The organism is Erysipelatoclostridium sp. DFI.2.3, assembly GCF_019132535.1.
GTDB classification, from domain to species: Bacteria; Bacillota_I; Bacilli_A; order Erysipelotrichales; family Erysipelotrichaceae; genus Clostridium_AQ; species Clostridium_AQ innocuum.
Genome location: NZ_JAHOOJ010000008.1, coordinates 12,375 through 37,347 on the forward strand (window position 1 = coordinate 12,375; position 24,973 = coordinate 37,347).

27 protein-coding genes are annotated in these 24,973 nt (G+C 46.5%); all 27 read left to right on the forward strand.

Annotated elements, in window-relative coordinates; translation table 11 throughout:
* Window positions 1–392 precede the first annotated feature (392 nt).
* The 27 genes from KSZ58_RS09385 to KSZ58_RS09515 all read left to right on the forward strand — a co-directional run bounded on the left by KSZ58_RS09385 (window position 393) and on the right by KSZ58_RS09515 (window position 24,891).
* Entirely contained in the window at window positions 393–3,071 is a 2,679-nt protein-coding gene (locus tag KSZ58_RS09385) for an Ig-like domain-containing protein (protein WP_021420808.1), read from the forward strand.
* 359 nt (window positions 3,072–3,430) lie between these two features.
* Window positions 3,431–3,703, forward strand: coding sequence for a 30S ribosomal protein S16 (gene rpsP, locus KSZ58_RS09390; protein ID WP_002608913.1), 273 nt, complete (start codon window positions 3,431–3,433; stop codon window positions 3,701–3,703).
* A 6-nt stretch (window positions 3,704–3,709) separates the two neighbouring features.
* Complete coding sequence (locus tag KSZ58_RS09395) at window positions 3,710–3,958, forward strand: KH domain-containing protein (RefSeq protein ID WP_002608914.1); 249 nt, start codon at window positions 3,710–3,712, stop codon at window positions 3,956–3,958.
* Window positions 3,959–3,994: 36 nt separating this feature from the next.
* Entirely contained in the window at window positions 3,995–4,498 is a 504-nt protein-coding gene (gene rimM / locus KSZ58_RS09400) for a ribosome maturation factor RimM (protein WP_008817332.1), read from the forward strand.
* Entirely contained in the window at window positions 4,495–5,232 is a 738-nt protein-coding gene (gene trmD / locus KSZ58_RS09405) for a tRNA (guanosine(37)-N1)-methyltransferase TrmD (protein WP_008817331.1), read from the forward strand. The genes rimM and trmD overlap by 4 nt, the downstream gene beginning before the upstream one ends.
* A 352-nt stretch (window positions 5,233–5,584) precedes the next feature.
* A complete protein-coding gene (locus tag KSZ58_RS09410; RefSeq protein ID WP_008817330.1) occupies window positions 5,585–6,172 on the forward strand; it encodes a hypothetical protein in 588 nt (195 codons plus the stop codon).
* 269 nt (window positions 6,173–6,441) lie between these two features.
* Window positions 6,442–6,789, forward strand: coding sequence for a 50S ribosomal protein L19 (gene rplS / locus KSZ58_RS09415; RefSeq protein ID WP_002608918.1), 348 nt, complete (start codon window positions 6,442–6,444; stop codon window positions 6,787–6,789).
* A gap of 55 nt (window positions 6,790–6,844) precedes the next feature.
* Window positions 6,845–7,447: a signal peptidase I gene (lepB, locus tag KSZ58_RS09420; protein WP_002608919.1), complete on the forward strand. Its 603-nt coding sequence runs from the start codon at window positions 6,845–6,847 to the stop codon at window positions 7,445–7,447.
* A gap of 3 nt (window positions 7,448–7,450) precedes the next feature.
* Window positions 7,451–8,044 carry a signal peptidase I gene (gene lepB / locus KSZ58_RS09425; RefSeq protein WP_008817329.1) on the forward strand — a complete coding sequence of 198 codons (594 nt, stop codon included), beginning with the start codon at window positions 7,451–7,453 and terminating at the stop codon, window positions 8,042–8,044.
* Complete coding sequence (gene ylqF, locus KSZ58_RS09430) at window positions 8,034–8,900, forward strand: ribosome biogenesis GTPase YlqF (RefSeq protein WP_009269168.1); 867 nt, start codon at window positions 8,034–8,036, stop codon at window positions 8,898–8,900. The genes lepB (KSZ58_RS09425) and ylqF overlap by 11 nt, the downstream gene beginning before the upstream one ends.
* Window positions 8,884–9,507, forward strand: a complete 624-nt coding sequence (locus tag KSZ58_RS09435) for a ribonuclease HII (protein ID WP_008817327.1) — start codon at window positions 8,884–8,886, stop codon at window positions 9,505–9,507. The genes ylqF and KSZ58_RS09435 overlap by 17 nt, the downstream gene beginning before the upstream one ends.
* Window positions 9,508–9,636: 129 nt before the next feature.
* Entirely contained in the window at window positions 9,637–10,014 is a 378-nt protein-coding gene (locus KSZ58_RS09440) for a hypothetical protein (protein ID WP_002608923.1), read from the forward strand.
* A 7-nt stretch (window positions 10,015–10,021) separates the two neighbouring features.
* The gene (locus tag KSZ58_RS09445) at window positions 10,022–10,453 is read left to right on the forward strand and encodes an NfeD family protein (protein WP_040014012.1); all 432 of its coding nucleotides are present in this window, start codon (window positions 10,022–10,024) and stop codon (window positions 10,451–10,453) included.
* A 22-nt stretch (window positions 10,454–10,475) separates the two neighbouring features.
* A complete protein-coding gene (locus tag KSZ58_RS09450; RefSeq protein ID WP_002608925.1) occupies window positions 10,476–11,420 on the forward strand; it encodes an SPFH domain-containing protein in 945 nt (314 codons plus the stop codon).
* A 114-nt stretch (window positions 11,421–11,534) separates the two neighbouring features.
* Window positions 11,535–12,266, forward strand: coding sequence for a DNA-processing protein DprA (dprA, locus tag KSZ58_RS09455; RefSeq protein WP_009269165.1), 732 nt, complete (start codon window positions 11,535–11,537; stop codon window positions 12,264–12,266).
* A 70-nt stretch (window positions 12,267–12,336) separates the two neighbouring features.
* On the forward strand, window positions 12,337–14,583 hold the full coding sequence (gene topA / locus KSZ58_RS09460; RefSeq protein WP_008817324.1) for a type I DNA topoisomerase: 2,247 nt from the start codon (window positions 12,337–12,339) through the stop codon (window positions 14,581–14,583).
* Complete coding sequence (gene trmFO / locus KSZ58_RS09465; protein ID WP_009269164.1) at window positions 14,580–15,878, forward strand: methylenetetrahydrofolate--tRNA-(uracil(54)-C(5))-methyltransferase (FADH(2)-oxidizing) TrmFO; 1,299 nt, start codon at window positions 14,580–14,582, stop codon at window positions 15,876–15,878. Before topA ends, trmFO begins: the two co-directional genes overlap by 4 nt.
* Window positions 15,878–16,786 (forward strand): tyrosine recombinase XerC, encoded by a 909-nt coding sequence (gene xerC / locus KSZ58_RS09470; RefSeq protein ID WP_002608929.1) that lies wholly within the window; start codon window positions 15,878–15,880, stop codon window positions 16,784–16,786. Before trmFO ends, xerC begins: the two co-directional genes overlap by 1 nt.
* A 171-nt stretch (window positions 16,787–16,957) precedes the next feature.
* Window positions 16,958–17,911, forward strand: a complete 954-nt coding sequence (gene rpsB, locus KSZ58_RS09475) for a 30S ribosomal protein S2 (RefSeq protein WP_002608931.1) — start codon at window positions 16,958–16,960, stop codon at window positions 17,909–17,911.
* A gap of 36 nt (window positions 17,912–17,947) precedes the next feature.
* Window positions 17,948–18,835: a translation elongation factor Ts gene (tsf, locus tag KSZ58_RS09480; protein ID WP_009269163.1), complete on the forward strand. Its 888-nt coding sequence runs from the start codon at window positions 17,948–17,950 to the stop codon at window positions 18,833–18,835.
* Window positions 18,836–19,033: 198 nt separating this feature from the next.
* Complete coding sequence (gene pyrH / locus KSZ58_RS09485; RefSeq protein ID WP_008817320.1) at window positions 19,034–19,747, forward strand: UMP kinase; 714 nt, start codon at window positions 19,034–19,036, stop codon at window positions 19,745–19,747.
* Window positions 19,748–19,751: 4 nt separating this feature from the next.
* Window positions 19,752–20,294 (forward strand): ribosome recycling factor, encoded by a 543-nt coding sequence (gene frr / locus KSZ58_RS09490; protein WP_002608934.1) that lies wholly within the window; start codon window positions 19,752–19,754, stop codon window positions 20,292–20,294.
* A gap of 171 nt (window positions 20,295–20,465) precedes the next feature.
* Window positions 20,466–21,170 carry an isoprenyl transferase gene (locus KSZ58_RS09495; RefSeq protein WP_008817319.1) on the forward strand — a complete coding sequence of 235 codons (705 nt, stop codon included), beginning with the start codon at window positions 20,466–20,468 and terminating at the stop codon, window positions 21,168–21,170.
* Between the two features lies 1 nt (window position 21,171).
* Window positions 21,172–21,945 (forward strand): phosphatidate cytidylyltransferase, encoded by a 774-nt coding sequence (locus KSZ58_RS09500; protein ID WP_008817318.1) that lies wholly within the window; start codon window positions 21,172–21,174, stop codon window positions 21,943–21,945.
* The gene (dxr, locus tag KSZ58_RS09505) at window positions 21,942–23,108 is read left to right on the forward strand and encodes a 1-deoxy-D-xylulose-5-phosphate reductoisomerase (protein WP_009269162.1); all 1,167 of its coding nucleotides are present in this window, start codon (window positions 21,942–21,944) and stop codon (window positions 23,106–23,108) included. Before KSZ58_RS09500 ends, dxr begins: the two co-directional genes overlap by 4 nt.
* On the forward strand, window positions 23,105–24,163 hold the full coding sequence (rseP, locus tag KSZ58_RS09510) for an RIP metalloprotease RseP (protein WP_008817316.1): 1,059 nt from the start codon (window positions 23,105–23,107) through the stop codon (window positions 24,161–24,163). The genes dxr and rseP overlap by 4 nt, the downstream gene beginning before the upstream one ends.
* A 239-nt stretch (window positions 24,164–24,402) precedes the next feature.
* Window positions 24,403–24,891, forward strand: coding sequence for a hypothetical protein (locus KSZ58_RS09515; protein ID WP_008817315.1), 489 nt, complete (start codon window positions 24,403–24,405; stop codon window positions 24,889–24,891).
* The last annotated feature ends 82 nt before the right edge of the window (window positions 24,892–24,973 follow it).

Sequence of the window (24,973 nt, forward strand, 5' to 3'; positions counted from 1 at the left end):
CAAGTAAAAATCACCTGTTGTTTTTTTCTCTTAGGTCTGAATAGAAAAGATTATGCTTTTTCTATCCTGTGTGGCACTTGCCAGAGCTGAAGCTTTTTACATCATACAGGAAAGAAACCGCGTATCTGGTACGGCGTTTCTTTGAGAACACCACGATAAAGACTAGCCGGACATAAGGTTTCAAACAGAAATTGATGTAAACGATTGCAAAATCGTTAAAAGCAGGGTAGTATATAAATTTAATATTTAATAATGTATACAATTGAAGACATCCATAAAACCATAGAATAATAGCTGTAATTTGATGTCTGTACAGCTGTTTTATTAAAAAAAGTACAGATATTGGAATGTCTCATACAGTATACCTTGTGAAATAAAAGGGAGGTACTGTAATGAAAAGATGTGTTCATGCTGTAAAGCTGGCAATGACAGTAATGCTGTCAGCCTTTCTGTTTCTTTCGGTTCAGGATTTGGGATATATTCATGCGGCTGATAAGAAAATCGTATTGTTAAAACTAGCTTCTAAAGAAAACTATGATACTATTCAAGCTGCGATAGATGCTGTTGCTGCCGGAGAAGACGCTATAATACAAATTCCTGCAGGGACTTATAGCGAGCCGCTGAAAATATCAAATACTTCTTCTCGGACGATTATACTGAAAGGGGCAAGTGCTGATGTCAGTGCCTATAGCAACGGTGGTGTCAGAAGCAGCGAGGAAACCATCCTGACCGGTGGTATAGAGGTAAACGGTCTTTTAGAGGATGACTCCTTGGAAATCAATGGATTGACACTGCATGGCAAGGGAATCAATATCGTTGGATGGGGTACTCCAATCAAATCGAGCGGGTCAATAAGAATTGTGAATAATGTGATAACAAATATCACAGATAAGAGCATTTCTGCGATACATATCAATTGTGGTTCTGATGAGTATATCGATACTGTGGAATTAAAAAACAACTATATAGATAATATCGGGGAAGAAGGCTATGCGGCAAACGGTGTATATTCAACGCTTCCAGTTCGTGCGATGTATATATCCGGAAATTATATAGGAAATGTCAATCACACTGCAATTCAGCTGGGAAGCATGACAGTGAAAGAACTGCTTTCAATAACAGAAAATCATATTTTAAATTGGAATAAGGATGGAATCGCCGGGACAGGTGCACAGGGAAGCCAGGGAGATGGGATTTACCTTCCCAAGGGAAGTACCCCGGAGACAGTACCGGTACAAGTGAATCACAATTATATTGCAAGAGAAAAAGAATTGCCAGGCTCTGCAGGCTTTGCGACACGCTGTAATTTAAAAAAAGGCGCGATTGATCTTTCGGCGAATTACTGGAACGAGGTGTATCCATACAAGGTGATTTCTGGAGGTACGTATGCAAATGTCACTGTAAAATCTGTTTGTGATGAGCATATGAATGTAACACAGCAAAGCATTGGAGACTTTCGGTTTTCTATTTCCACGCTTTACAACAGCGGAACGGACAAAGAGAAAATGCTGAGCGCAACCATAGTGATGCTGGACCAGGATTTTGATAAGCCTGCCGTACAGTGGAGCAGCGCTGATGAACGTATTATTGCTGTCGAACAACGTCAGGATGCAGCTTATTATGTAGCGAAGAAGAGTGGGACGGCAAAGATTAGCGGAAAAATCACGGACCCCAAATCAGGTGTGATTTATACACAGGAAGCGGAGGGTAAGGTCATTGATATTGATGTGGATAACGTTGTAATGGAGCCCGGCTCGCTGAAGCAGCTGCAAATCAGTGTGCTGCCGGAAGGGGAATCTATTTACTATAATAAGATTGAATGGACCTCCAGTGATGAGAGTATTGTAGAGGTTGACAGCAACGGCTGCTTGAGCAGTAAGGATAAAAAAGGAAATGCAGAGGTCACAGTGACCATGTATGGATTCGGTACGAAGCTGTATGCACAGAAAACCATAACAGTAACCGTTGAAAAGCCGAATCCGGTACAGAAAATCAATATGCAGAAAAACTTGCTGATGAAAAAGGGGGATACGCATACGCTGCAAGCGGAGATACTTCCTGCAGATGCGGATTCACAGAAAATCATATGGACATCCTCGAATGAAGATGTTGCTGTTGTGCATGCGGATGGCAGTATTTCAGCAGTTGCAAATGGAACCAGTACCATTACTGCCACCATCGATCATGTGACTGCGACCTGTGATGTGTCTGTCTATGAAGTCAAGGAAGCGAATATTGAGCCGCTAGATCCATCAAGGCCGTCCAGCACAAGTCAAGCAGGTATTATGGATGAAAAATCACAGGATATCATTGAAAGTACAGTTGATAATATCCTTTCTGAAATAGCGGAAGGAAGAGAAATTGCTTCGGATGTCCTTGATGAAACAACTAGAACTGCCGTTTTACAGGCAATGAATGAAGGAAAAGCTATCCAGCTGACAGCAAATGCAGAGGTGCTTGGAGAAGAGGAAATTGATGCAGCGGATCTGCGTATAATACAGGAGTATCTTTCAAATATAACGGACGCTCAGCATTCCGCCCTGCAATATTTTGACTTCAGCTTCCACCTTGTGAGCGATGATGGAGCCTTATTGGGAGAAATTAAGCAGCTGAAACAGCCGATTTCCTATGCTGTTGTATTGTCTAAGGGAACAGCACAACAGGATACAAGCTATTATATGGTGCGGCTGCATAACGGTAACATCACCAAAATCCCATTGCATACCAATGCGGATGGAACTATGACCTTTTCCACCGATCAGTTTTCATTATATGCACTGGTTGCAGAAAAGAAGGTGGATGCGGGCAATGAACCAATAGAAAAGCCGAAGCAGCCACATGAGCAGCCCGAGGAACCCAAGCAGCCGAACACTCAACCAGAGCATCCGGTTACAGACGCGAAGCAACCATCCTCTACACATGAAAAAACAGAGAAACCGGTAAAAAAGAAAGTTGCTGCTGTCAGCACCGCCGATATGCAAAATGAAGCCTTATGGCTGTCAGCGGTTGCGCTTGCCGTACTTCTTATGGCAGTTGTCCTTCGAAAAAAGCACAAAAAGGGTGCGGAGTAATAAATTGATGATTAGACAACTGATGCACATGCTGCTTGTTGTCTGTTTACAGGAGAAGTGATGCATCCTTAGTGTCTTTAAAGCTGCCACTGCATGGCAGCAGTGTCTGTATGCAGATGCCGTTCATTAAATATTCAGCAATCAGAAAAGGATCATCAGAGACTGCTGATAACGTTGAGAGAATGTCCCTGCTGCTAATTTCTACGCTTTTATCAATTATCTTGACAGAGAAAATTCAAAGAATATAACATAGTCACAAAAAAAAACAAGGGTGTCAAGTAAAAAACCTTGACAGACGGATAATCTATGGTATACTTATCAAGGTAATGCTAAGAAAATAACCAATAGGAGGAAATTATATGGCTGTAAAATTAAGATTAAAGAGAATGGGTTCCAAGAGAAAACCTTTCTACAGAATTGTCGCTGCGGATTCCCGCGCACCTAGAGATGGACGTTTTATCGAAATCATCGGTACTTATAATCCAACAACAAATCCTGCAAGCGTAGTGCTGAACGAAGAACTGGCTACAAAGTGGCTGAAAGAAGGAGCACAGCCTTCTGATACTGTTCGTAACATTCTTTCTAAAGAAGGAATTATGAAACGTCTGCACGAAGAAAAAAACGCTAAGTAAAAGAGTATGATCGATTACGAAAAAGTATTGTTGGATCTTGTAACACCGATGGTTGAGGATAAGACCAATGTATCTGTCAAAATGATGCCGACACTGGAGGATAATGAAATTCTGTTGTACGTATATGCCAACAGCGATGATGTTGCCCGCCTGATCGGACGTCGTGGCATGATGGCTTCTTCTATTCGTCAGATGATGTCTGTGGCATCAAGGAAAGAGGATAAAAGAGTTACCATTAAGTTTGAATCATATTAGGATGCCTTTCGCATCCTTTTTTTGGAGGTAGGACATATGAAAGAAATCAATATCGGTATGCTTGTGAATACACATGGTCTTCGCGGTGAAATGAAGGTCAAGGTGCTTACGGATTTTCCGCAGCTGCGATTTCAAAAGGGGGCAGTTGTGCATCTGCAGCTGGCACAGGGACAGTTTGACCTGAAGGTACAGCATGTACGGGAAAGCAAGGGACAGCTGCTTGTCAAATTTGAAGGCTATGATGATATCAATCAGGTGGAAGGCTGGAAGGGCAGCATGCTGACCATACGGGAAGAGGAGCTGCAGGAGCTGGATGAATTTGAAGCGTACTTTCACGAATTACAGGATGCCGTGGTCTATGATATGGAGGGTGTACAACTGGGGACAGTTAGCGAAATCATAGAAACCGGAGCCAATGCAATCCTGCGTGTCAAAACGAAAGATAAGGATATTCTGATTCCTTTTGTCAGAGCCTTTGTCAAGGAGTTTGATCGTAAAAACAAGGTGATGAAGGTGGAGCTGATGGAGGGGCTTGTATGAAGATAACAGTTCTGACACTGTTTCCTGAGTTTTTTGACAGCTTTCGTTCCACATCCATAATCAAGCGGGCACTGGAGCAGCGGCTTGTGGAATTTGAAACGGTGGATTTTCGGGCGTTTACGTTAGACCGCCACAATCATGTGGACGATACACCGTGCGGCGGCGGACAGGGGATGGTGCTTTCCTGCCAGCCAATCGTTGACTGTCTGAAATCGGTGCGCAGTGAGGATTCCTTTGTCATTATGATGACACCGCAGGGGAATCGCTTTGATCAAAAGCTGGCTCACCGCTTTGCCTCCGAAATCAAGCATCTGATCATTCTTTGCGGACACTATGAGGGCTTTGACGAGCGCATTCGTTCCTTTGTGGATATGGAGGTATCTCTTGGGGATTTTGTATTGACCGGAGGAGAAGGTGCTGCGCTGGTGATTTCCGATGCAGTCATACGACTGCTGGATCACGTTATTAAAGAAGAAAGTCACAGCGATGATTCTTTTGAAAACGGTCTGCTGGAGTATCCGCAATTTACCCGTCCCATCGAATATGAGGGAATGCGGGTACCCGATGTTTTACTGAGTGGTCATCATGCCAATATCCGTAAATGGCGGCTAAAGGAATCGTTGAAGAAGACGATGGAGAAACGTCCGGATTTATTGAAAAATCGTGAGTTTACAAAAGAAGAACGGAAGCTGCTGGATGAAATTAAAGCTGAGAAGGAACAAGGTGAAGGATAAAAGGAAGTCCTTTGCCTTTTTACAATACTACTTGGTTCTATCTGCTGCAGTATAAGTACGTGTAAAACGATTGGTATCAGATAAGGCGTCTGTTTAAATAAACACTGCTAGTTACTGAAACAGATCGATACGTGCTGTATTATCATACACTATATTGATAAGTAATAATCATGACAGCTTGTCTGGGATTTGTATCTCAATGGTAAAATATGTCGGAGATAAGTATAAGACTGGTTAGAAATACATAATGAAGGCCATCAGTCCTATACGGTCTGTATTAGCCTTTTTTGGAATATGACAATACGCTGTCGATGAAGGTGTGCTATACTTTTGGGAAAAGGAGAGATTCAAAATGAATATGAAGAGCTATCTGGAACAGTATTCCCATACGGCGCTGGCTATGAATGACATAGAGATACTGCCTGAACACATACGTGTGGTAATGGTGAATGAATGTGCACCATTAAGGAATGAAGATGATTTTTATGGGAATACGGATGGTGAATATGCTGTATCATTGCGCTCGTTTTTTTCGGATTCAGAACCTGCTCATCTGCTTGCGCGGGGGATTTACGTAACCAATGCCTGCAAGCTGCCAAAACCAAGGGAAGGCTTTACCAAACAGCAGCTGCAGGAAAGCTCTGTCATTCTGGAGGAAGAGCTGAAGCTGTTTGAAAATCTGCGTGTGATTATGCTGATGGGGGATGTTGCGATACGCGTGCATACCATGATTGCCAGGCGTAATCATACAGCGCGCATTCCTGCCGGTTCCACCTACAGACTGCGCAGCAGCATCTGGATGGATGGAGATATCCGTTTGTTTCCTTCCTATATTATGACCGGAAAAAATCTGCAGATTGAACGCAGTAAACGGACGATGATTGCAGAGGATATTTCGCAAATGCTCGCCTATTTGGAAACGCTGGATAGCGCAGGCTGAAAATGGAGGAGAGCAGTTCGGATTTTCTTTGTAAAATTCGGCATTCTCCTTTTTTTTAGTTGGTGAAAATGGTATGATAATAGCAGAAAGGACCCGACCTTTCTGAAAACGACTTCTTCTTTACCGCTGTAAAAAAATGGCTGAAAAAGTATTTACAAATATCCCAGATCTGTGATATCATATATAAGCCTTTATGGCACGCGGTTCCGCTGAACAGTATGATTCAAGAGCCTCTACGTTATGATGAATAGAAAAGGAGCGCCATTATTATGAACATGCAGTTAGTAAATGAAGTAACAAAATCACAATTGAAGAAAGATGTCCCATTCTTTAAATCAGGTAGTACCGTTCGAGTACACGTTAAGATCAAAGAGGGTGACAAATCCCGTATTCAGGTATTTGAAGGATTGGTTATCGCAAAGCAGGGTGGAGGAATCAACGAAGTATTCACTGTTCGTAAAATCTCTAACCAGATCGGTGTAGAAAGAACATTCCCGATTCACTCTCCAATTGTTGAAAAAATCGAAGTTGTACGTAACGGTAAGGTTAGAAGAAACAAATTATTCTACTTACGCGGACGTTCTGGTAAGGCTTCTCGTATTAAAGAAGTTCGTTAAGCTGGAAAAAAGTCGGGTCTTGCTCGACTTTTTATTTTAGGCTGGAGGGTGTACGATGCAGAAGCAGGAGAAGGACAGACACAGACTGGAAGAACACGAATCACTGGCAGGCGTGATTTTTTCCAACCTGTTTTCATTACTGAAAATATTCCTTGTCTGTTTTGTGCTGGTGTATCTAACAGCCAATTATCTTGTGCGGCCGCTGCGTGTACAGGGAGGCAGTATGTATCCGACGCTGAAAACGGGTGAATTCGGATTTGGCAATGCGTTTTCCGGTCATTTTCAGGAAATCAAGCGCGGTGATATCGTGATTGTCTATGACAAGAAGAAGACGCATACCTATTGGGTGAAGCGTGTCATCGGTCTGCCCGGTGAGCGGATCCGCGCCAGTGGGGATACGGTATACATCAATGATACAGCTATTCAGGAGCCTTATCTTGACAATGATTATGCGGATAGTATCCGGTTGACGGAAAATTATAAATTCACAGAGGATTTTGATGAGGTGCAGCTGGGAGAGGACGAATATTATCTGATGGGGGACAATCGCTATGCAAGCAAGGACTCCCGCGAAATGGGGGCCTTCAAGCGCGGGGATATCAAGGCAGTGGATTTTTTCATTGTGCTGCCGTTTAATAAAATGAGAGTGGCGGAATAAGATATGAACAAAAACAAAAGAACCAGAAGCAATCTGGACATTGTATATACTATCCTCGACTTTGCCCGACTGATTCTGATCACTGTAGTGGCGGCAATGGTCATTCTGGTCTTTGTAGCACGCAAGGAGGAAGTCAGAGGCACCTCCATGTATCCCACGCTGGTGGAAGGTGAGTCGGTAATCATCAATATGGCAGCAAACTATGTCGGTGAAATTAAGCGCTTTGATGTGGTTGTTGCCAGAGAATATCGAAGTGATGATTTGTGGGTCAAGCGTGTCATCGGGTTGCCTGGAGAAACGATCAGCTACCGTGAGGATGTTCTGTACGTGGATGGAAAGGCGATGGAGGAACCGTTTCTGGATAAGAAGTATGTGGAACAGGTGAAAAAAAGTGCGAATAAGCTTTATTTCACACAGGATTATATATCAAAAAAGCTGGGGAAGAATGAATATCTGCTGGTTGGTGATAACCGTAATGAATCTCTGGATTCAAGAAATGATGCTGTAGGGCCGTTTCAGCGGGAACAGATCATCGCCAGAGGGGTGTTTGTTTACCAGCCGTTTTCGAAAGCGAGGTATGTAGGCAATGGCGGATGATAAAATACGCATTCAATGGTTCCCTGGTCATATGACCAAGGCGAAGCGGGAAATGCAGGAGAAGCTGAACATGGTGGACATGGTGATCGAGCTGCGGGATGCCCGTATTCCAAGTGCCAGCAAGAATCCGATGATTGAGGAGCTGTGTCAGAACAAGCCGCGGCTGATCGTACTTTCCAAAAAGGATAAGGCGGATGCTGCGGCGACAAAGCTGTGGTGCAGTGCGTTGCAGAATGAAACCACACGCGTTGTGGCGCTGGATATTCTGAAGGAGAATATCATAGCGAGAATCGTGGAGGAAAGCCGTCTGCTCATGCAGGCGAAAATCGAACGCATGAAGCGAAGAGGCATCCGTCCCCGTGCCATTCGTGCAATGGTTGTCGGAGTGCCGAATGTCGGTAAATCCACTTTTATTAACCGGATATCCAAAAAAAAGGTGGCTGTCACCGGAGATCGTCCGGGTGTGACAAGGGCACTGCAGTGGTCGAAGGTGAACCAGAATCTGGAGCTGCTCGATACTCCGGGGGTGCTGTGGTCGAAATTTGAGGATGAAACCGTCGGTGTTCTGCTGGCTATCACGGGAGCGATACGTGATGAAATCCTCCCGCTGGAGGAAATTGCGGCCTGGGCGATGCGGTATCTGATTGCGAACCACAAAGAGGCGCTGCAGCAGCGCTATGACATTGCCGTGTGCGAGGATCCCTATATCATGCTGGAGCGAATTGCAGAAAAGCGCGGCTTTATGCGCAAGGGTGAAATGGATGAGAAGCGTACCATTGAAACCTTCCTGCGGGAGCTGCGGGATGACAAGCTGGGAAGAATTACGTGGGAGATGCCGTATGCAGACAGCGAATGAGTATGAACAGGTATGGTGGCAGCAGGGAAAGCGCTGCATTGTAGGCATCGATGAAGCAGGCAGAGGTCCCATTGCCGGACCTCTTGTCGTTGCGGCCGTTGCCTTTCCACCAGGGTATTCCCATCCGGAAATTTACGACTCCAAGAAGCTGAGCGATAAGAAGCGAAGAGCCCTTTTCCATGAGGTGGTTGCGCAGGCGCTGGAATATCATATACGTATCATCGAGCCGAAGATTATCGATGAATTGAATATTTATCGTGCGACCCAGAGGGCGATGCAGGATATAAGCGATATGTTTGCACATGCGGACGGTGTTTTAACGGATGCCATGCCGCTTCCTCATAATGAGCGGGATGTGATTTCCCTTGTTAAGGGAGATCAGAAAAGCGTCAGTATTGCAGCCGCAAGCATTTTGGCCAAGGTTACACGGGATTGTATGATGGAAGCGTATGACCGGCAGTATCCCCAATACGGCTTTGCGCGTCACAAGGGCTATCCGACAAAGGCTCATATAGAGGCACTGCATACCTATGGTGTGATTACAGGGCTGTATCGGGAAAGCTATGGTCCGGTAGCTGCCATGCGGCAGCTGGTGCTGGATATTTAAGCAGTGAAGGCTGCTTTTTTTAAATTTTGTAAAAAATAATAAGAAAAATAAGAAGTGTATAAAAATGTGTTGCAAAATAAGAGAAACCGTACTATACTATGGATAAGGAACAGGAAAGGCGGTGGCAGGATGTTTACATGGGTAAAAGGCAATGTATATACGCTTGTATTGACACTGTATCCGAATAACATTACCTTGAACAGCAGCGCTGCCTCTTATTTTGAGGATGTGCGCTGGGCCATGATCGGACTGGATAAGGATAGCCTGAAATTGGGAATACGTCCCGTTACAAAACGGGAAATTGATCTGCATCTGGTATCCATGGATCAGCTGCATAAGGTGTCTGTTGGAAAAGGATATGCAAGAATCAGCAACAAAATGATCATTGAGGAGATTTCCGGTATGATCAATCAGCCGATCAACGGACTGAAAATCAACGCGGCCTATGATGAAACGGAGAATATGCTGATTGCAGATCTCCATGAGCTGGCTGCAGATAAGGGGTGAATGGATTATGGTACTGATCTGGATTGCCATTAGCGTAGGCGCGGTTCTGGTTGAACTGGCGACACCTACTGCATTGATTTCCATATGGTTTGCCGTGGGAGGTGTAATCGGAGCGCTGACGGCTTTGATCAATCTTCCGCTGTGGGTGCAGATTGTATGCTTTGTTGTTGTTTCACTTGTCAGTATGCTGATTGTGCGTCCGATAGCCTCACGTTATCTGCGTGGGAATACGGTGCCTACCAATGCCGATCGCTTTATCGGTGAGATTGCGCAGGTAACCAGTCTTGTGACAAAGGATGAATGGGGCGAGGTCAAGGTGAATGGGACAATGTGGCATGCGGTTCCTGTGGATGATGATTCCATCGAGGAAGGTGCAAAGGTCAAGGTTGTCGCTATTGAAGGTGCTAAGTTACTTGTAAAAAGAGTAAGCGAAAGATAGAAAAAGAAAGAAGGTAATGATGATGAGTGTATTTCAGATTATACTGCTTGTTGTAGTTGCGCTGATTCTGGTTGGGCTGTTTGCCTACCTCATCCGTATCGTGCCGCAGGCAAAGGCATATGTCGTTGAACGACTGGGTGCCTATCATACAACTTGGAACACAGGAATTCATATTCTGGTTCCTTTTGTGGATCGTGTTTCGAATAAGGTGACATTGAAGGAGGTTGTGAAGGATTTTGCTCCGCAGCCGGTTATCACCAAGGATAATGTAACCATGCAGATTGACACGGTTGTATATTTTCAGATTACCGATCCAAAGCTGTATACGTATGGTGTTGTAGGACCGATCACCGCGATTGAAAATTTAACAGCGACCACACTGCGTAATATCATCGGTGATCTGGAGCTGGATGAAACGCTGACCTCCCGTGATATTATCAATACGAAGATGCGTGCGATTCTGGATGAAGCAACAGATCCATGGGGCATTAAGGTGAACCGTGTAGAGGTTAAAAATATCATCCCGCCGCGCGACATTCAGGAAGCGATGGAAAAGCAGATGCGTGCAGAGCGTGAACGACGTGAATCCATCCTTCGTGCAGAGGGTGAAAAACGAAGCAATATCCTGACTGCCGAGGGTGAAAAGGAAGCGATGGTGCTGCGTGCTAATGCAAAGAAGGAAGCAATGATTGCGGAAGCGGAAGGACAGGCACGTGCAATGGAGCGTATTTATGAAGCACAGGCCCGTGGTATTGAGATGATTAAAAATGCCAACCCGACGAAGGAATATCTGAGTCTGAAGAGTCTGGAAACCTATGAGAAAATGGCGGATGGCAAAGCGACCAAGATTGTTGTGCCAAGCGAAATGCAGAATATGGCTTCCTTCCTGACAAGTGCCAGAGAAATTCTGGTAGATGATGCAGCGAAGGATGCGCTGGAAGAAGTCATTAAGCCGAAAAAGGGCTGAGTGAAACACGCGGAGTACCTTAGCACAGATGTTTTTCATGAAAAGCAGGAAAAAATTCCTGTTTTTTTTAGGAGTTTTTGATGTTCATTTCGTATATACATATGAGGTGATATTATGAGAGAACAACTATTGTGCTATGCACTGCGCTATGAAGGCGACTGGAAAAAGATGAAGCTTGCGCTGGACAGGCAGGAGCCCTGGACGCGGATGGCGTATGAGGGAAGCTATGTGACGATTGCTGATCAGGCCTATCCCGACAAGCTGCGAAGGCTTGCCTGTCCGCCGTGGATATTGTTTTATGAGGGTGACATGACACTGCTTCAGAAACCGGGCTGCGGTATTGTCGGCAGTCGGCAGGCGAGTGCTGCGGGGCTAAGAAACTGTGCGCGTATTACCGATTGTATGAAGGAGCGCTTCGTCATCGTGTCCGGTCTTGCTAGGGGAATTGATGGACAGGCGCATCGCAGTGCACTGGATCAGCATACGATTGCAGTAATTGGCTGTGGTCTGGATGTCGTATATCCAAAGGAGCATGCGTCCCTGTATGCTGTTATGCGAAAAAAGCAGCTGATTATCAGTGAGTATCCAAACGGAACAAAGCCCTATGCGTACCACTTTCCATGGCGAAATCGGATTATCGCCGCATTGAGTGAGGCCGTTATCGTTGTGGAGGCTCGTCGAAGAAGTGGTTCGCTGCTGACGGTAAATGAGGCGCTGGAGCTGGATATTCCTGTTTACTGTGTGCCTCACGCTTATCTGGATGAGGCTGGAACCGGCTGCAATCTATTGATCTCACAGGGGGCAAATATCCTTGTGGATGAGGACGATCTGCGTCTTATTTTTTAAAAAATGTTTGACAAAACAGGAATTTGTGCGAATAATAGGAGACGTATATTTAATTGCTAGGAGGCATAACATGAAAAATCTGGTTATTGTGGAATCCCCTTCCAAATCCAAAACCATAGAAAAATACCTGGGTGGCGACTATCATGTTGTTTCATCCAAAGGACATATACGTGATCTTGCGACAAGTGGCAAGGGTGGTCTGGGAATCGATGTTGAGAATGATTTCGAGCCGACCTACAAGGTCAGCAGTGACAAACGCGCAGTCGTTAAGGAGCTGAAGGACCTCGCGAAAAAAAGCGATCATGTATATCTGGCAAGTGACCCCGACCGTGAGGGAGAGGCGATTGCCTGGCATCTGGCAAATGTGCTGGATTTGAATATGGAAGAAGAAAACCGTATCATCTTCAACGAAATCACAAAGCATGCAGTGGTGGAGGCGTTTGAGCATCCGCGTACGATTGATCAGGACCTGGTGAAATCCCAGGAGGCACGGCGTATGCTGGACCGCATCATCGGCTTTAAGCTGTCCAAGCTGTTACAGAGTAAAATAAAAAGCAAATCCGCAGGCCGTGTGCAGTCGGTGGCACTGCGCCTGATCGTTGAACGGGAAAATGAAATCCGCGCGTTTAAGAGTGAGGAATACTGGACACTGGCTGCCAATATTGAAAAGGATGGAAAGACGTTCAGCGCATCCTTAAACAAGATTGACGGCAAGAAGGCTGACCTGAAAACGCAGGAGGAGGTCAATGCGGTCATCGAGCGCTGCTGTCATGACTTCATTGTCAGCAGCATTGAAAAGAAGGTTCGTAAGAAAGAAGCGAGAATGCCGTTCATCACCTCCACCCTGCAGCAGGAGGCAAGCACCAAGCTGGGCTTTGGAGCAAAGAAAACCATGCAGATTGCACAGAAGCTGTATGAGGGACTTCCGCTTGCGGGAGGAGTCAGCGAGGGTCTTATTTCCTATATGCGTACCGATTCCACACGACTGAGTGATCAGTTTGTCAAGGACGCGGAAAGCTATATCGAAGAAACCTACGGGAAGGACTACAAGGGACGTGCCCGTCAGAAAAACAGTGAAAATGCACAGGATGCGCATGAGGCCATTCGTCCGACGAGTATTCTGAATACGCCGGCAAGAGTCAAGGAATATCTGACAAATGATCAGTATAAGCTGTACAAGCTGATTTATGCCAGAACGCTGGCATCCTTGATGGCGCCAAGCAAAAGCAATGTGGTCAATGTACAGATCGTATCCGATGGCTGTGAGTTCAGTGCCAACGGCTCCATTTTGACCTTTGACGGTTATCTGAAAATCTACAGCGATTATGAAACCGTTAAGGATGAAATGCTGCCAATCATGGAAGAACAGGAAACGCTCAAGGATGTTGAGCTGGAAGGTAAGCAGCACTTCACCGAGCCGCCGCTTCGCTACAGTGAGGCCCGCCTGATCAAGGATCTGGAGGAAAAGGGAATCGGACGTCCGTCCACCTATGCAATCATCATTGATACACTGCAGGCCCGCGGCTATGTCTCTTTGGAGCGCCCAAGTGAGGGCAGTAAGACGAAGGTCTTCATCCCCAGTGAACAGGGCGAGCTGACCGACACCAAGCTGCAGGAATTCTTCAGCGGCATCATCAACGTATCCTATACAGCGAATATGGAGCATCACCTGGACGAGATTGCGGCAGGAGAGCGAAACAATATTGAAGAGGTTCGTACCTTCTATAATGAATTTGAACCGCTGCTGCAGAATGCATATGAGAATATGGAAAAGAAGGAGCTGGAGCGCACCGGAGAAAAATGTCCGGACTGCGGGAACGATCTGGTGTATCGCATCGGGCGTTTCGGTAAATTTATCTCCTGCATCAACTTTCCGGAATGCCGCTATACCAAAGGTGAGGATGAGGATGAAAATGCTGTGGAGGAGGTCTGCCCGAAATGCGGAAGCAAGATGGTGACGAAAAAAGGACGCTACGGCTCCTTCCTTGCCTGCAGCAATTACCCGGAATGTAAATATATCAAAAGCAACAAGACGAAGGAAGAACCGGAGCCTACCGGAGAAATGTGTCCGGACTGCGGTCATGAGCTGGTAAGAAGAAAATCCCGTTTCGGTACGACCTTTATCGGCTGCAGCAATTATCCGAAATGCCGCTATATCAAAAAGGAACCGAAGAAGGAAAAGGCGGAAGGGGACGATAAGGCAGCACCGAAGAAAAAGGCAGCCGCCAAAAAAACGACCAAGAAGGTTGTGAAAAAGGCAGTGAAGAAATCCGTGAAGAAGGCTGTGGAAGCAGAGGCAGAAGGCAGTGAATCATGATGGATAAGGTAACCGTTGTCGGAGCCGGTCTGGCAGGCTGTGAGGCGGCGTGGCAGCTGGTAAAGCGCAAGATTCCGGTACGGCTTGTGGAAATGCGGCCGAAAACGTCCTCACCGGCACACCACAGTGAAAACTTTGCGGAGCTTGTGTGCTCCAATTCCCTTCGCTCGGATTCCCTGAACAATGCGGTTGGGATTTTGAAAGAGGAAATGCGGCATCTGGATTCCATCATCATGGAGAGTGCGAAGGCCACACGGGTTCCGGCCGGCAGTGCGCTGGCAGTGGATCGTCAGGCCTTTTCCCGGCGTATTACAGAACAGCTGAAACAGCATCCGCTGATTGAGGTCGTACAGGAAGAGGTAACACAGATTCCCGATGGTCCCTGCATCATTGCCAGCGGTCCGCTGACAAGCGATGCATTAAGCAAAGCCATACAGGAATACACCCATGCGGATTATTTCCATTTCTATGATGCGGCCGCCCCGATCATTGAAAAGGACAGCATTGATTTCTCTAAGGCATATATTAAATCCCGTTATGATAAGGGAGAGGCTGCCTATATCAACTGTGCGATGAGCAGGGAGGAATTTGATGCCTTTTACGAGGAGCTGATTCATGCGGAAACCGCACAGCTGCACGAGTTTGAGGATGAAACCTACTTTGAAGGCTGTATGCCGTTTGAGGAAATGGCACGCCGCGGCCGGCAGACACTGCTGTTTGGACCGATGAAGCCGGTTGGGCTGGAGCGTCCGGATGGAACGACACCGTATGCGGTTGTCCAGCTGCGTCAGGATAATGCCGTGGCAAGTCTGTATAATATCGTCGGCTTTCAGACGCATTTAAAATGGGGAGAGCAGAAGCGTCTGCTGTCCATGATTCCCGGCTTAGAGAATGTTTCCATTGTGCGCTATGGTGTCATGCACCGCAATTCCTATCTGTGTGCACCGAAGGTTCTGCGCCCCACCTATCAGCATGTCCAGCGGGATGATCTGTTCTTTGCCGGACAGCTGTGCGGCGTGGAGGGCTATGTCGAAAGTGCGGCCAGCGGACTTCTGGCTGGAATGAATATGGCCAACCTCATGCGTGAGAAAGCAGTCGTGGAGCTGCCGGATACGTGTGTCATTGGATCGATGGCGCACTACATCACCCATGCCAGTGAGCGCTATTTTCAGCCGATGAATGCCAACTTCGGAATTATGCGTCTGTTGGAAAAGGTAAAGAAGAAGGAACGCAAGGAGGCATTTGCCAATCAGGCGCTATCCGTAATCGATACATACAAAAAGGAGTTTGACTGATGGAGGAGCTGCTTGCGCGGTTTCTTCAATATATGGATTCCCTCAACAGCGGCAGTGTGCATACGCGTGCCGCTTACCAAAGAGATATTCGCGAGTTTATCTCTTTTTTACAGGAAGAGGGAATTGAGGAGCTGCAGGATGCAGATCGCATCATCGTCATGAACTATATCGCCTCTTTGCGTGAGAAGCCCGGGGTCAGCGGAGAAATGAAAAACTCCACGATCGCCCGCAAGCTGTCCTCCCTTCGTTCCTTTTACCGCTATCTGAATGAATATGTGGGAATCACGCAGAATCCGTTTCTGTATTTTAAGACACCGAAGCGCGCCAAACGGATACCAGAATTTCTGTTTTATGATGAAATGGATACCTTTTTGAGCAGCTTTGATCTGGATACGCCGGACGGATTGCGGGATCGTGCGATGTTTGAGCTGATGTATGCCTGCGGTCTGCGGGTCAGTGAAGCGGCATCCCTTCGGTTGTACGATATCGATCTGCACGATCGCATCCTCACCATACACGGTAAGGGAAACAAGCAGCGCATTGTTCCCTTTTATGCGCTGGCAGGAGAGTTGCTGGAGCACTATCTTCAGGAGGTGCGTCCGCAATGGATGAAGGAGGAACACGATATCGTGTTCATCAATCAGCGGGGGAAGGGGCTGACCACGCGCGGCATACAGTACCGCATGCAGCTGGCCGCTGATACCTGCTCGCTTTCCGTGCATGTGCATCCGCATATGTTCCGGCATTCCTTTGCGACGCATCTTTTGGATAACGGTGCCGACCTGCGTGTGGTACAGGAGCTGCTGGGACATGCATCGCTATCGACAACGCAGGTATATGTCCATGTGACACAGGAGCGGCTGAAGAAGGCCTACACGCATGCACACCCGCGTGCACAAGAAAAGTAAAAAAACTATTGAAAAGAACAATGAATGTGATATAATAAACAACGGTGCGAACACGCACACTACACACATCATGGATTCGGCAGCCCGTGCTTCGAGACGCAGTGTATGCGTCAATGACAAGTTGCTGCCGCGTGGAAGTGATGGAGGCGTAACGGAAAGTGAGGATATATCATGTCAGTAGTAACAATGAGAAAATTATTGGAATCTGGTGTACATTTCGGTCATCAGACTCGCAGATGGAACCCAAAAATGAAACCAAACATCTATGCAAGCAGAAACGGTGTTTACATCATCAATCTGGAGAAAACTCTGGAACAGCTGGACACTGCATATGCGGCAATGAAAGATATCGCTGAAAAAGGCGGAAAGGTACTGTTCGTAGGTACGAAGAAACAGGCACAGGCTGTGGTTGTTGAGGAAGCACTTCGCTCCGGAAGCTTCTTTGTAAATCAGAGATGGCTGGGTGGTCTGTTAACAAACTACCGTACGATTCAGAAACGTGTAAAACGTCTTGTTGAAATCGAAGAGATGGAAGCAAACGGTACACTGGACCTGTACCCTAAGAAAGAAATCGCACAGGTGAAGAAGCAGAAGGCTCGTCTGGAAAACTTCCTGGGCGGAATCAAGGAAATGAAGAAGCTGCCAAACGCAATCTTCGTTATTGATCCAAAAGAAGAACACAATGCTGTTGCAGAGGCTAAGAAGCTGGGAATCCCTGTATTTGCAATGGTGGATACAAACTGTGATCCTGAAACAGTCGATTACCCGATTGCTTCCAACGATGATGCAATCCGTTCCGTAAAACTGATTACAACGCTGATGGCAGACGCTATTGTAGAGGCTAAGGGTGGTCTGTTAAGCGTTGCTCACAATATCGATGAGAACGAAAACGATGTAACGATGAAGGATGTTATCATCAATGTGGAAGAGCAGATTGCAGAAAACGAAAGACGTCGTCGTCAGAGAAACGAGGAACGTCGTAACCGTCGTCCTTATGACCGTAACCGTAACGGACGCAATGCAAAGGCTCCTTACCAGAGACGTGAAAACGTACGACCTGCTGCAGACAGCAGACCGGCGAATAACGATTCCGCAAGAAGTGAAGCACCTAAGACTGCTGAATAATCAGAAAAACATAAGAATATAAATGGAGGAAAGATCATGATCACTGCTGCATTAGTAAAAGAATTACGTGAAAAAACAGGCGCAGGAATGATGGACTGCAAAAAGGCTCTGACAGAGTGTGATGGCGACATCGCAAAGTCTATCGACTGGCTGCGTGAAAAGGGTATTGCAAAGGCTGCCAAGAAGAACGACCGTATCGCTGCAGAAGGTCTGACACGCGTTGGTGTGGAAGGCAACACCGGAGTTATTTTCGAGGTAAACTCTGAAACGGACTTCGTTGCAAAGAACGAACAGTTCCTGGAGCTGCTGGAAACAGTTAAGAATGCACTGATTGCCAACAAGCCTGCGGATCTGGATGCTGCACTGGCTTGCACGGTGAACGGTGAAACCATTGCGGATCTGGTAACAACTGCGACAGCCACGATCGGAGAAAAAATCTCTCTGCGTCGTATGGCTGTAGTTGAAAAGGCGGACGATGAAGTATTTGCTTCCTACATGCACATGGGCGGAAAGATTTCTGCACTGGCTGTATTAAAGGGTGCGGATGAAAAAGTCGCTAAGGATATGGCAATGCAGATTGCAAGTATGAATCCGCAGTATGTCTCTCGTGATGACATGCCGGTTGAGGTTGTTGAACACGAGCGTAAGGTACAGACTGAAATCGTGAAAAACGATGAGAAGCTGGCCAGCAAACCGGAAAAGGTTCTTGCCGGAATCATCGAAGGAAAGGTTTCCAAGAACCTGAAGGACGCTTGTCTGGTTGAACAGGAATTTTTCCTGAATCCTGACCAGAAGGTAGGACAGTATCTGAAGGAACATGCTTCTACTGTCGCAAGCTTTATTCGTTACGCAGTAGGTGAAGGAATCGAAAAACGTGAAGATAACTTTGCTGAAGAAGTAATGAGCCAGGCATTTGGTAAATAGGACACTCTTTGTGTCCTTTTTTTAAGGAAAGGCAACGTAAACCAATACAGAGAAGCAGACGGGTGTGCTTGTGACAACATTTATAAAATGGAAAAAAACAGCACATTCCTCTTCCTTTTTGAAAGCTTTTTCTTTATAATAAGAACGGAAGGATTTCATAATCCATACATACGAAAAATGATAAAGGTGGACGTAATTATGTACAAACGAGTATTGCTGAAATTAAGCGGAGAAGCATTGTCCTCTCCGGGGAATTCCTTTGATCCCAAAATTCTTGCTTCACTGGCAAAGGAACTGAAACAGGTGCATGAGCTTGGTGTGGATCTGGCAATCGTTGTCGGCGGGGGAAATTTCATCCGCGGCAAGATGGCGGAAACCATGGGCATCGAACGTGTGCAGGCAGACTATATGGGGATGCTGGCAACTGTAATCAATGCACTGGCAGTACAGAGTGCGCTGGAGCAGGAAGGTGTTCCTACCCGTGTACAGACAGCGATTGAAATGCAGAAGGTTGCTGAACCGTTTATTGTGCGTCGTGCAAACCGTCATCTGGAAAAAAGCCGTGTTGTAATTTTCGGTGCCGGAACAGGAAATCCATATTTCTCAACGGATACCACAGCAGCTCTTCGTGCGAGCGAAATCGGAGCCGATGTGATTCTGATGGCAAAAAACGGCGTGGACGGTGTATACAACGCGGATCCGAAGACCAATCCGGATGCAGTAAAATATGACACGCTTACGTATATGGACCTGATTCAGGAGGGGCTGGCTGTCATGGATACGACAGCTACCAGCATGTGCATGGACAATGACATCGATCTGGTGGTGTTCAATATGAATGAGCACGGCAATATCCTGAAGGCTGTACAGGGGGATATTACGGGAACCGTTATCACAAAGGAAAGGAAGTAATACTATGGAAATCTTAAATCATGCGGAAGAAAAAATGAAGAAGGCTGTAGCCGTACTGGAGGAGGATCTGAAAACGATTCGTACCGGTATAGCACACGCATCTCTGCTTGACCATGTGCAGTTTGAATATTATGGAAGCCCGACACCGATCAATCAGGTGGCATCCGTTAAGGTTGTTGAGGGACGACAGCTTGTCATCAAGCCGTATGACCGCGGCACGCTGAAGGACATTGAACGTGCGATTCAGACAAGCGATACCGGTCTGGTTCCACAGAGTGATGGAGAAGTTATTCGTCTGAATGTTCCAGCGCTGACAGAGGAACGCCGTAAGGAGCTGGCGAAATCCGCTCATAAAATGGGAGAGGAAGCAAAAATCGCTATCCGTAATATCCGTCGTGATGCAAATGATGCAGTGAAGAAGGATAAAGAGCTGACAGAGGATCTGAAGAAGGATGCACAGGAGAAAATCCAGAAGCTGACGGATAAAATCGGAAAGTCCATTGATTCTGCTGTGGATACAAAAGCAAAGGAAATCATGAAGGTTTAAACACATACAGGAGATGTCTGGCAAGCAGCATCTCTTTTCTTGTGCCATATGTAAAAAAAGGGAATCAAATTCAGCTGTATAGCTGTAAAAGTATGGTAGTTCATGGAAAGTATGGTATAATAATTCTGTTCTGATGAACACGCGATAATGATTGTAGGAGGATGAATCCTTATGGATACAAGAATCATACCGCAGCACATTGCCATCATCATGGATGGAAATGGACGCTGGGCTAAGAAACGAGGTCTGCCGAGAACTGCCGGACATAAGCAGGGCGCGGAAAATATAAGAAAAATCGCCATCGCATGCAATACGATGGGAGTGAAAGCACTGACCTGCTATGCGTTTTCCACGGAGAACTGGAAACGTCCGCAGGATGAGGTTGATTATCTGTGCAAGCTTCCGAAGCTTTTTTTTAACCGCTATCTTGCAGAGCTGAAAAAGAATAATATCAAGGTAACCTTTCTCGGGGAAATCGAACGCTTCCCGGATGAGACACGCCGTGTCATTACCACAGCCGTTGAGCAGACGCAGGAGAACACGGGGCTGATTCTCTGTCTGGCTGTCAATTACGGTTCCCGCCGTGAAATCACATTGGCCGCGCAGAGATATGCACAGGATGTACAGCAGGGGAAGGCGAGCACGGAAATCGACGAGGATGCTTTTGGCAGCTATATGATGACAGCGGATATGCCGGAGCTGGATTTGATGATCCGCACGAGTGGAGAGCTGCGTATCAGCAATTTTCTGCTTTGGCAGCTGGCCTATGCGGAGCTTATATTCACACCGGTGGCCTGGCCGGATTTCTCACAGGAGGAGCTGAATAGAGCCATCGATGAATTTAATCACAGAAACCGCAGATTTGGAGGTCTGTAATATGAAGACCAGGATTATTACAGCGCTGCTGATCATCCTCTGCGTAGTCCCGCCACTGGTATACGGCGGCTGGCTGATTGATCTGCTGATTGCGTTTATTATTGTTGCAGGCGGCATTGAGCTGCTGAATCTAAAGGAACAGGATGCAAAATGGCCTCTGGGAATCAAGACACTTGCGATTGTGGCAGTCTTTGTACTGGTTTTAAGCGATGAACGGCTGCATGTTGCCTTGCTTGGTGTCTCAGCACTTATCTTTTTATCCATACCGGTATTCACAGATCGCTTTCATGCCAAGGATGGCTTCCTGTGTATTGCCTATGTGATGTTCTTCTTTGCAATCGCACGCTGCTTTCTGCATATTTACGGAACCAATCGCATGTATGTGTGGTTTATCATCATCGCCACCTATGCGTGTGATACCGCTGCGTATTTCTGCGGACGGTTTTTAGGGAAGCATAAGCTGAATGTACGTATTTCTCCAAAAAAGACATGGGAGGGCTCCATTGGCGGGTGGCTTTTCGGCGCTCTGTTATCCTTTGCCTTTGCCTGGTTTATGATCGATACGATGACGCCGCTTCAGATGATAATTGCTTCCGCAATTCTGACGGTGACCGGACAGATTGGTGATCTTGCGTTCAGCGCTATTAAGCGCAACTTCGGTATTAAGGATTTTTCCGATCTGCTGCCTGGACATGGCGGTGTGCTGGATCGGGTGGATTCTCTTGTCTTTAATTTTATTTGTTTTGATCTGATACTGGTGGTGTTGATGTTATGAAAAAAATAATGCTGCTTGGTGCCAGCGGAAGTATCGGCTCCCAGACTCTGGATGTGGTAAAGCATCATAGTTCTGAATTTGAAATCATAGGATTAAGTGTCGGCTATAATATGAAAAAGCTGGCAGAGATATTGGATGCCCTGCCAAAGGTGCGTCAAGTCTGCGTGGCGGAGGAAGCGGATATGGAGGATATGCAGAAACACTATCCCAGCCATTCCTTCTGCTTTGGCGATGCCGGACTGAAGCAGCTTGCCGCAAATCCGGATTACGATGTTCTGGTGAATGCTGTCGTCGGCTTTCGCGGACTTGTACCGACACTGACAGCCATTGATCATGACAAGACGGTAGCCCTTGCCAACAAGGAAAGTCTGGTTGCCGGGGGTCCGCTGGTAAAGCGTGCCCTAAAAGAGCATCCGGTTGCGCTGTATCCCATTGACTCCGAGCATTCCGCAATCTTCCAGTGCCTGCAGGGGAATGCGCTGAAAGAGGTAGATAAGCTGATTATTACGGCAAGCGGGGGAAGCTTCCGTGACCGCAGCCGTGCTGAGCTTGCGGATGTCACCGTAAAGGAGGCCCTGCAGCATCCCAACTGGGACATGGGCGGACGCATTACCATTGATTCCGCTACCATGATGAACAAGGGCTTTGAGGTGATCGAAGCACATTATCTGTTTGATATTCCTTACGATGCAATCGATGTGGTGATCCATCGCGAGAGTATTATCCATTCTATGGTGCAGTATCGTGACCATGCGATCATGGCACAGCTGGGAACAGCAGACATGCGCCTGCCAATTCAGTATGCATTATCGTATCCCTCCCGTCTGGAAATGAAAAATGCCGAACCGTTTGACTTTCAGCGGACCTTTGCACTTCATTTTACGCCTGCCAGCGAGGAGCGCTATCCTCTGCTGAAGCTGGCCTTTGCGGTTGGCAGAAAAGAAGGAAACCTGGGCGCAGTTATGAATGGTGCGGATGAGGAGGCCGTTGCGTTGTTCCTCGATGGGAAAATCGGTTTTCTGGATATCGAGCGCTATATTATAAAGGCAGTGGAAGCTGCAGCATACATCGCGCATCCTTCTCTGGAAGAGGTTATAGAGAGTGATGCCTGGGCACGGGAATTCGTGCACAGGGCGTGGAAAGGAGGAATGTGTACGGTATGAGCAATATAGTAAATATTATTTATTTTATTCTGATTCTGAGTGTTATCATTATCGTTCATGAGCTGGGACATCTGATTGCTGCCAAGCGTTTCGGTGTCTACTGCAAGGAATTCTCCATCGGTATGGGCCCTGTTGTTTATCAGAAGCAGGTCGGTGAAACTGCATGGTCCATCCGTGCTCTTCCGATTGGCGGCTTTGTGGCAATGGCCGGAGAAGAGGATGATGATGAGGCAGAGGAACTGGATATTCCATATGAGCGCACATTAAACGGCATCAAGCCGTGGAAGCAGATTGTTGTTATGGCGGCAGGAGCTATCATGAATGTCCTGCTGGCGTGGGTGCTGTTTATCGGCATTACCGCGTATCAGGGTGCTGTCAGTGTCCCGGGAAAGGCACTGGTTGCCTCTGTACAGGAGAATTCCGCAGCAGAGAAGGGTGGAATGAAGGCCGGGGATGAAATCATCCGTGTGAAGAACGGTAATGAGGTTCTGGAGCCGAAGACCTTTAACGATGTTGTAGAATTTATCCAGTATTATAATGGTGATACGGAATTTACCGTATTGCGGGATGGGAAGCAGGTAACGCTGCATTTCACACCAACGTATGTCAAGGATGAAAGCAAGTATATCCTCGGAGTTCTTCAGCAGAATGAAATCAAAGAGATTTCACTGCTGGAATCCATACCCTACGGTACAGAAAAAATGGTGGATTCGGTAACGACTATTTTTGAATCCCTTGGAAAGCTGGTACAGGGTGTCGGCTTGAAAAATCTGAGCGGGCCTGTCGGAATTTACCAGGTAACGGCCCAGATCACGCAGACCGGTCTGCTGTCAACGATTGCACTGATTGGACTGCTTTCTGTCAACGTCGGCATTTTCAACCTGCTGCCGATACCGATTCTGGACGGCGGACGTATCTTTATCGTTTTGATTGAAACCCTCATCGGGCGTAAGCTAAACGAGCGTATACAAAGTGCCATCATGATGGCCGGTCTGCTGATGATTGTCGGTATTATGGTTCTGGCAACCTGGAATGATATATCGCGTCTGTTTTAACATATCGTATTGTAAAAGGAAGCAGTTAAAATTCTGCTTCCTTTTATCTTCTTTTTCGGCTTTGCAATCAAAGTCTTGCAGACGTTGCAGTATTGATTTATAGTATAGATAGATACCACAGAGCTTTTCCTGATTATGGAAGTGCAGTCTGTCCACCCTGATTGGCATGAAGAATGACGGGGATCATCGTGTATTGATAACAGAAAGGCAAGCAGGGGAAAGCGTAGGCGGTGTTTAACATGGATGGTGCCTGTTGGGCGGCTCCGGTTAGGGCAGAGAGTGAAAGGGGAAGTGAAATGGATTCCTTTGCATATACGAGAAATTATGATAATATCGCTTTGTTTGACAAGCACACAAGACGCTTTACCTTCATACTGGGGGATGGGGGTATATATTCCTATGATGCTATAAAAAAAGCAAGAAAGTCATTGGAATATGTTGGAACACCATTAGAAAATGCGTTTGCTAATATAGGCAGAATCGGGCCAGGAAATGCCTTTTCATCAGGTTCAGAAAAGGTGCAGGTACGTGTAAAGCTGTTTTTCACAGATGGTACTTTCACATATGGGTATGTATCTAAAGAAACAGTACAAAAGGGCTCTTTACAATACCATAAAGAAATTGTAAAAGCTGAAAAGGTCGTAAAGGTACTGAATACCATCGCTCGTAAAAACCGCAAAGAGGATGCCGATCAGGATTTTCTAATCAAAATAAGGAGAATAAAATAACCTTGGTATTCATGCGGCTTGCTGCTGTATGTGGAATGAGTAAGGGATAAAAAAAGATTTCAAATGCTGTCCGGCTATCCTC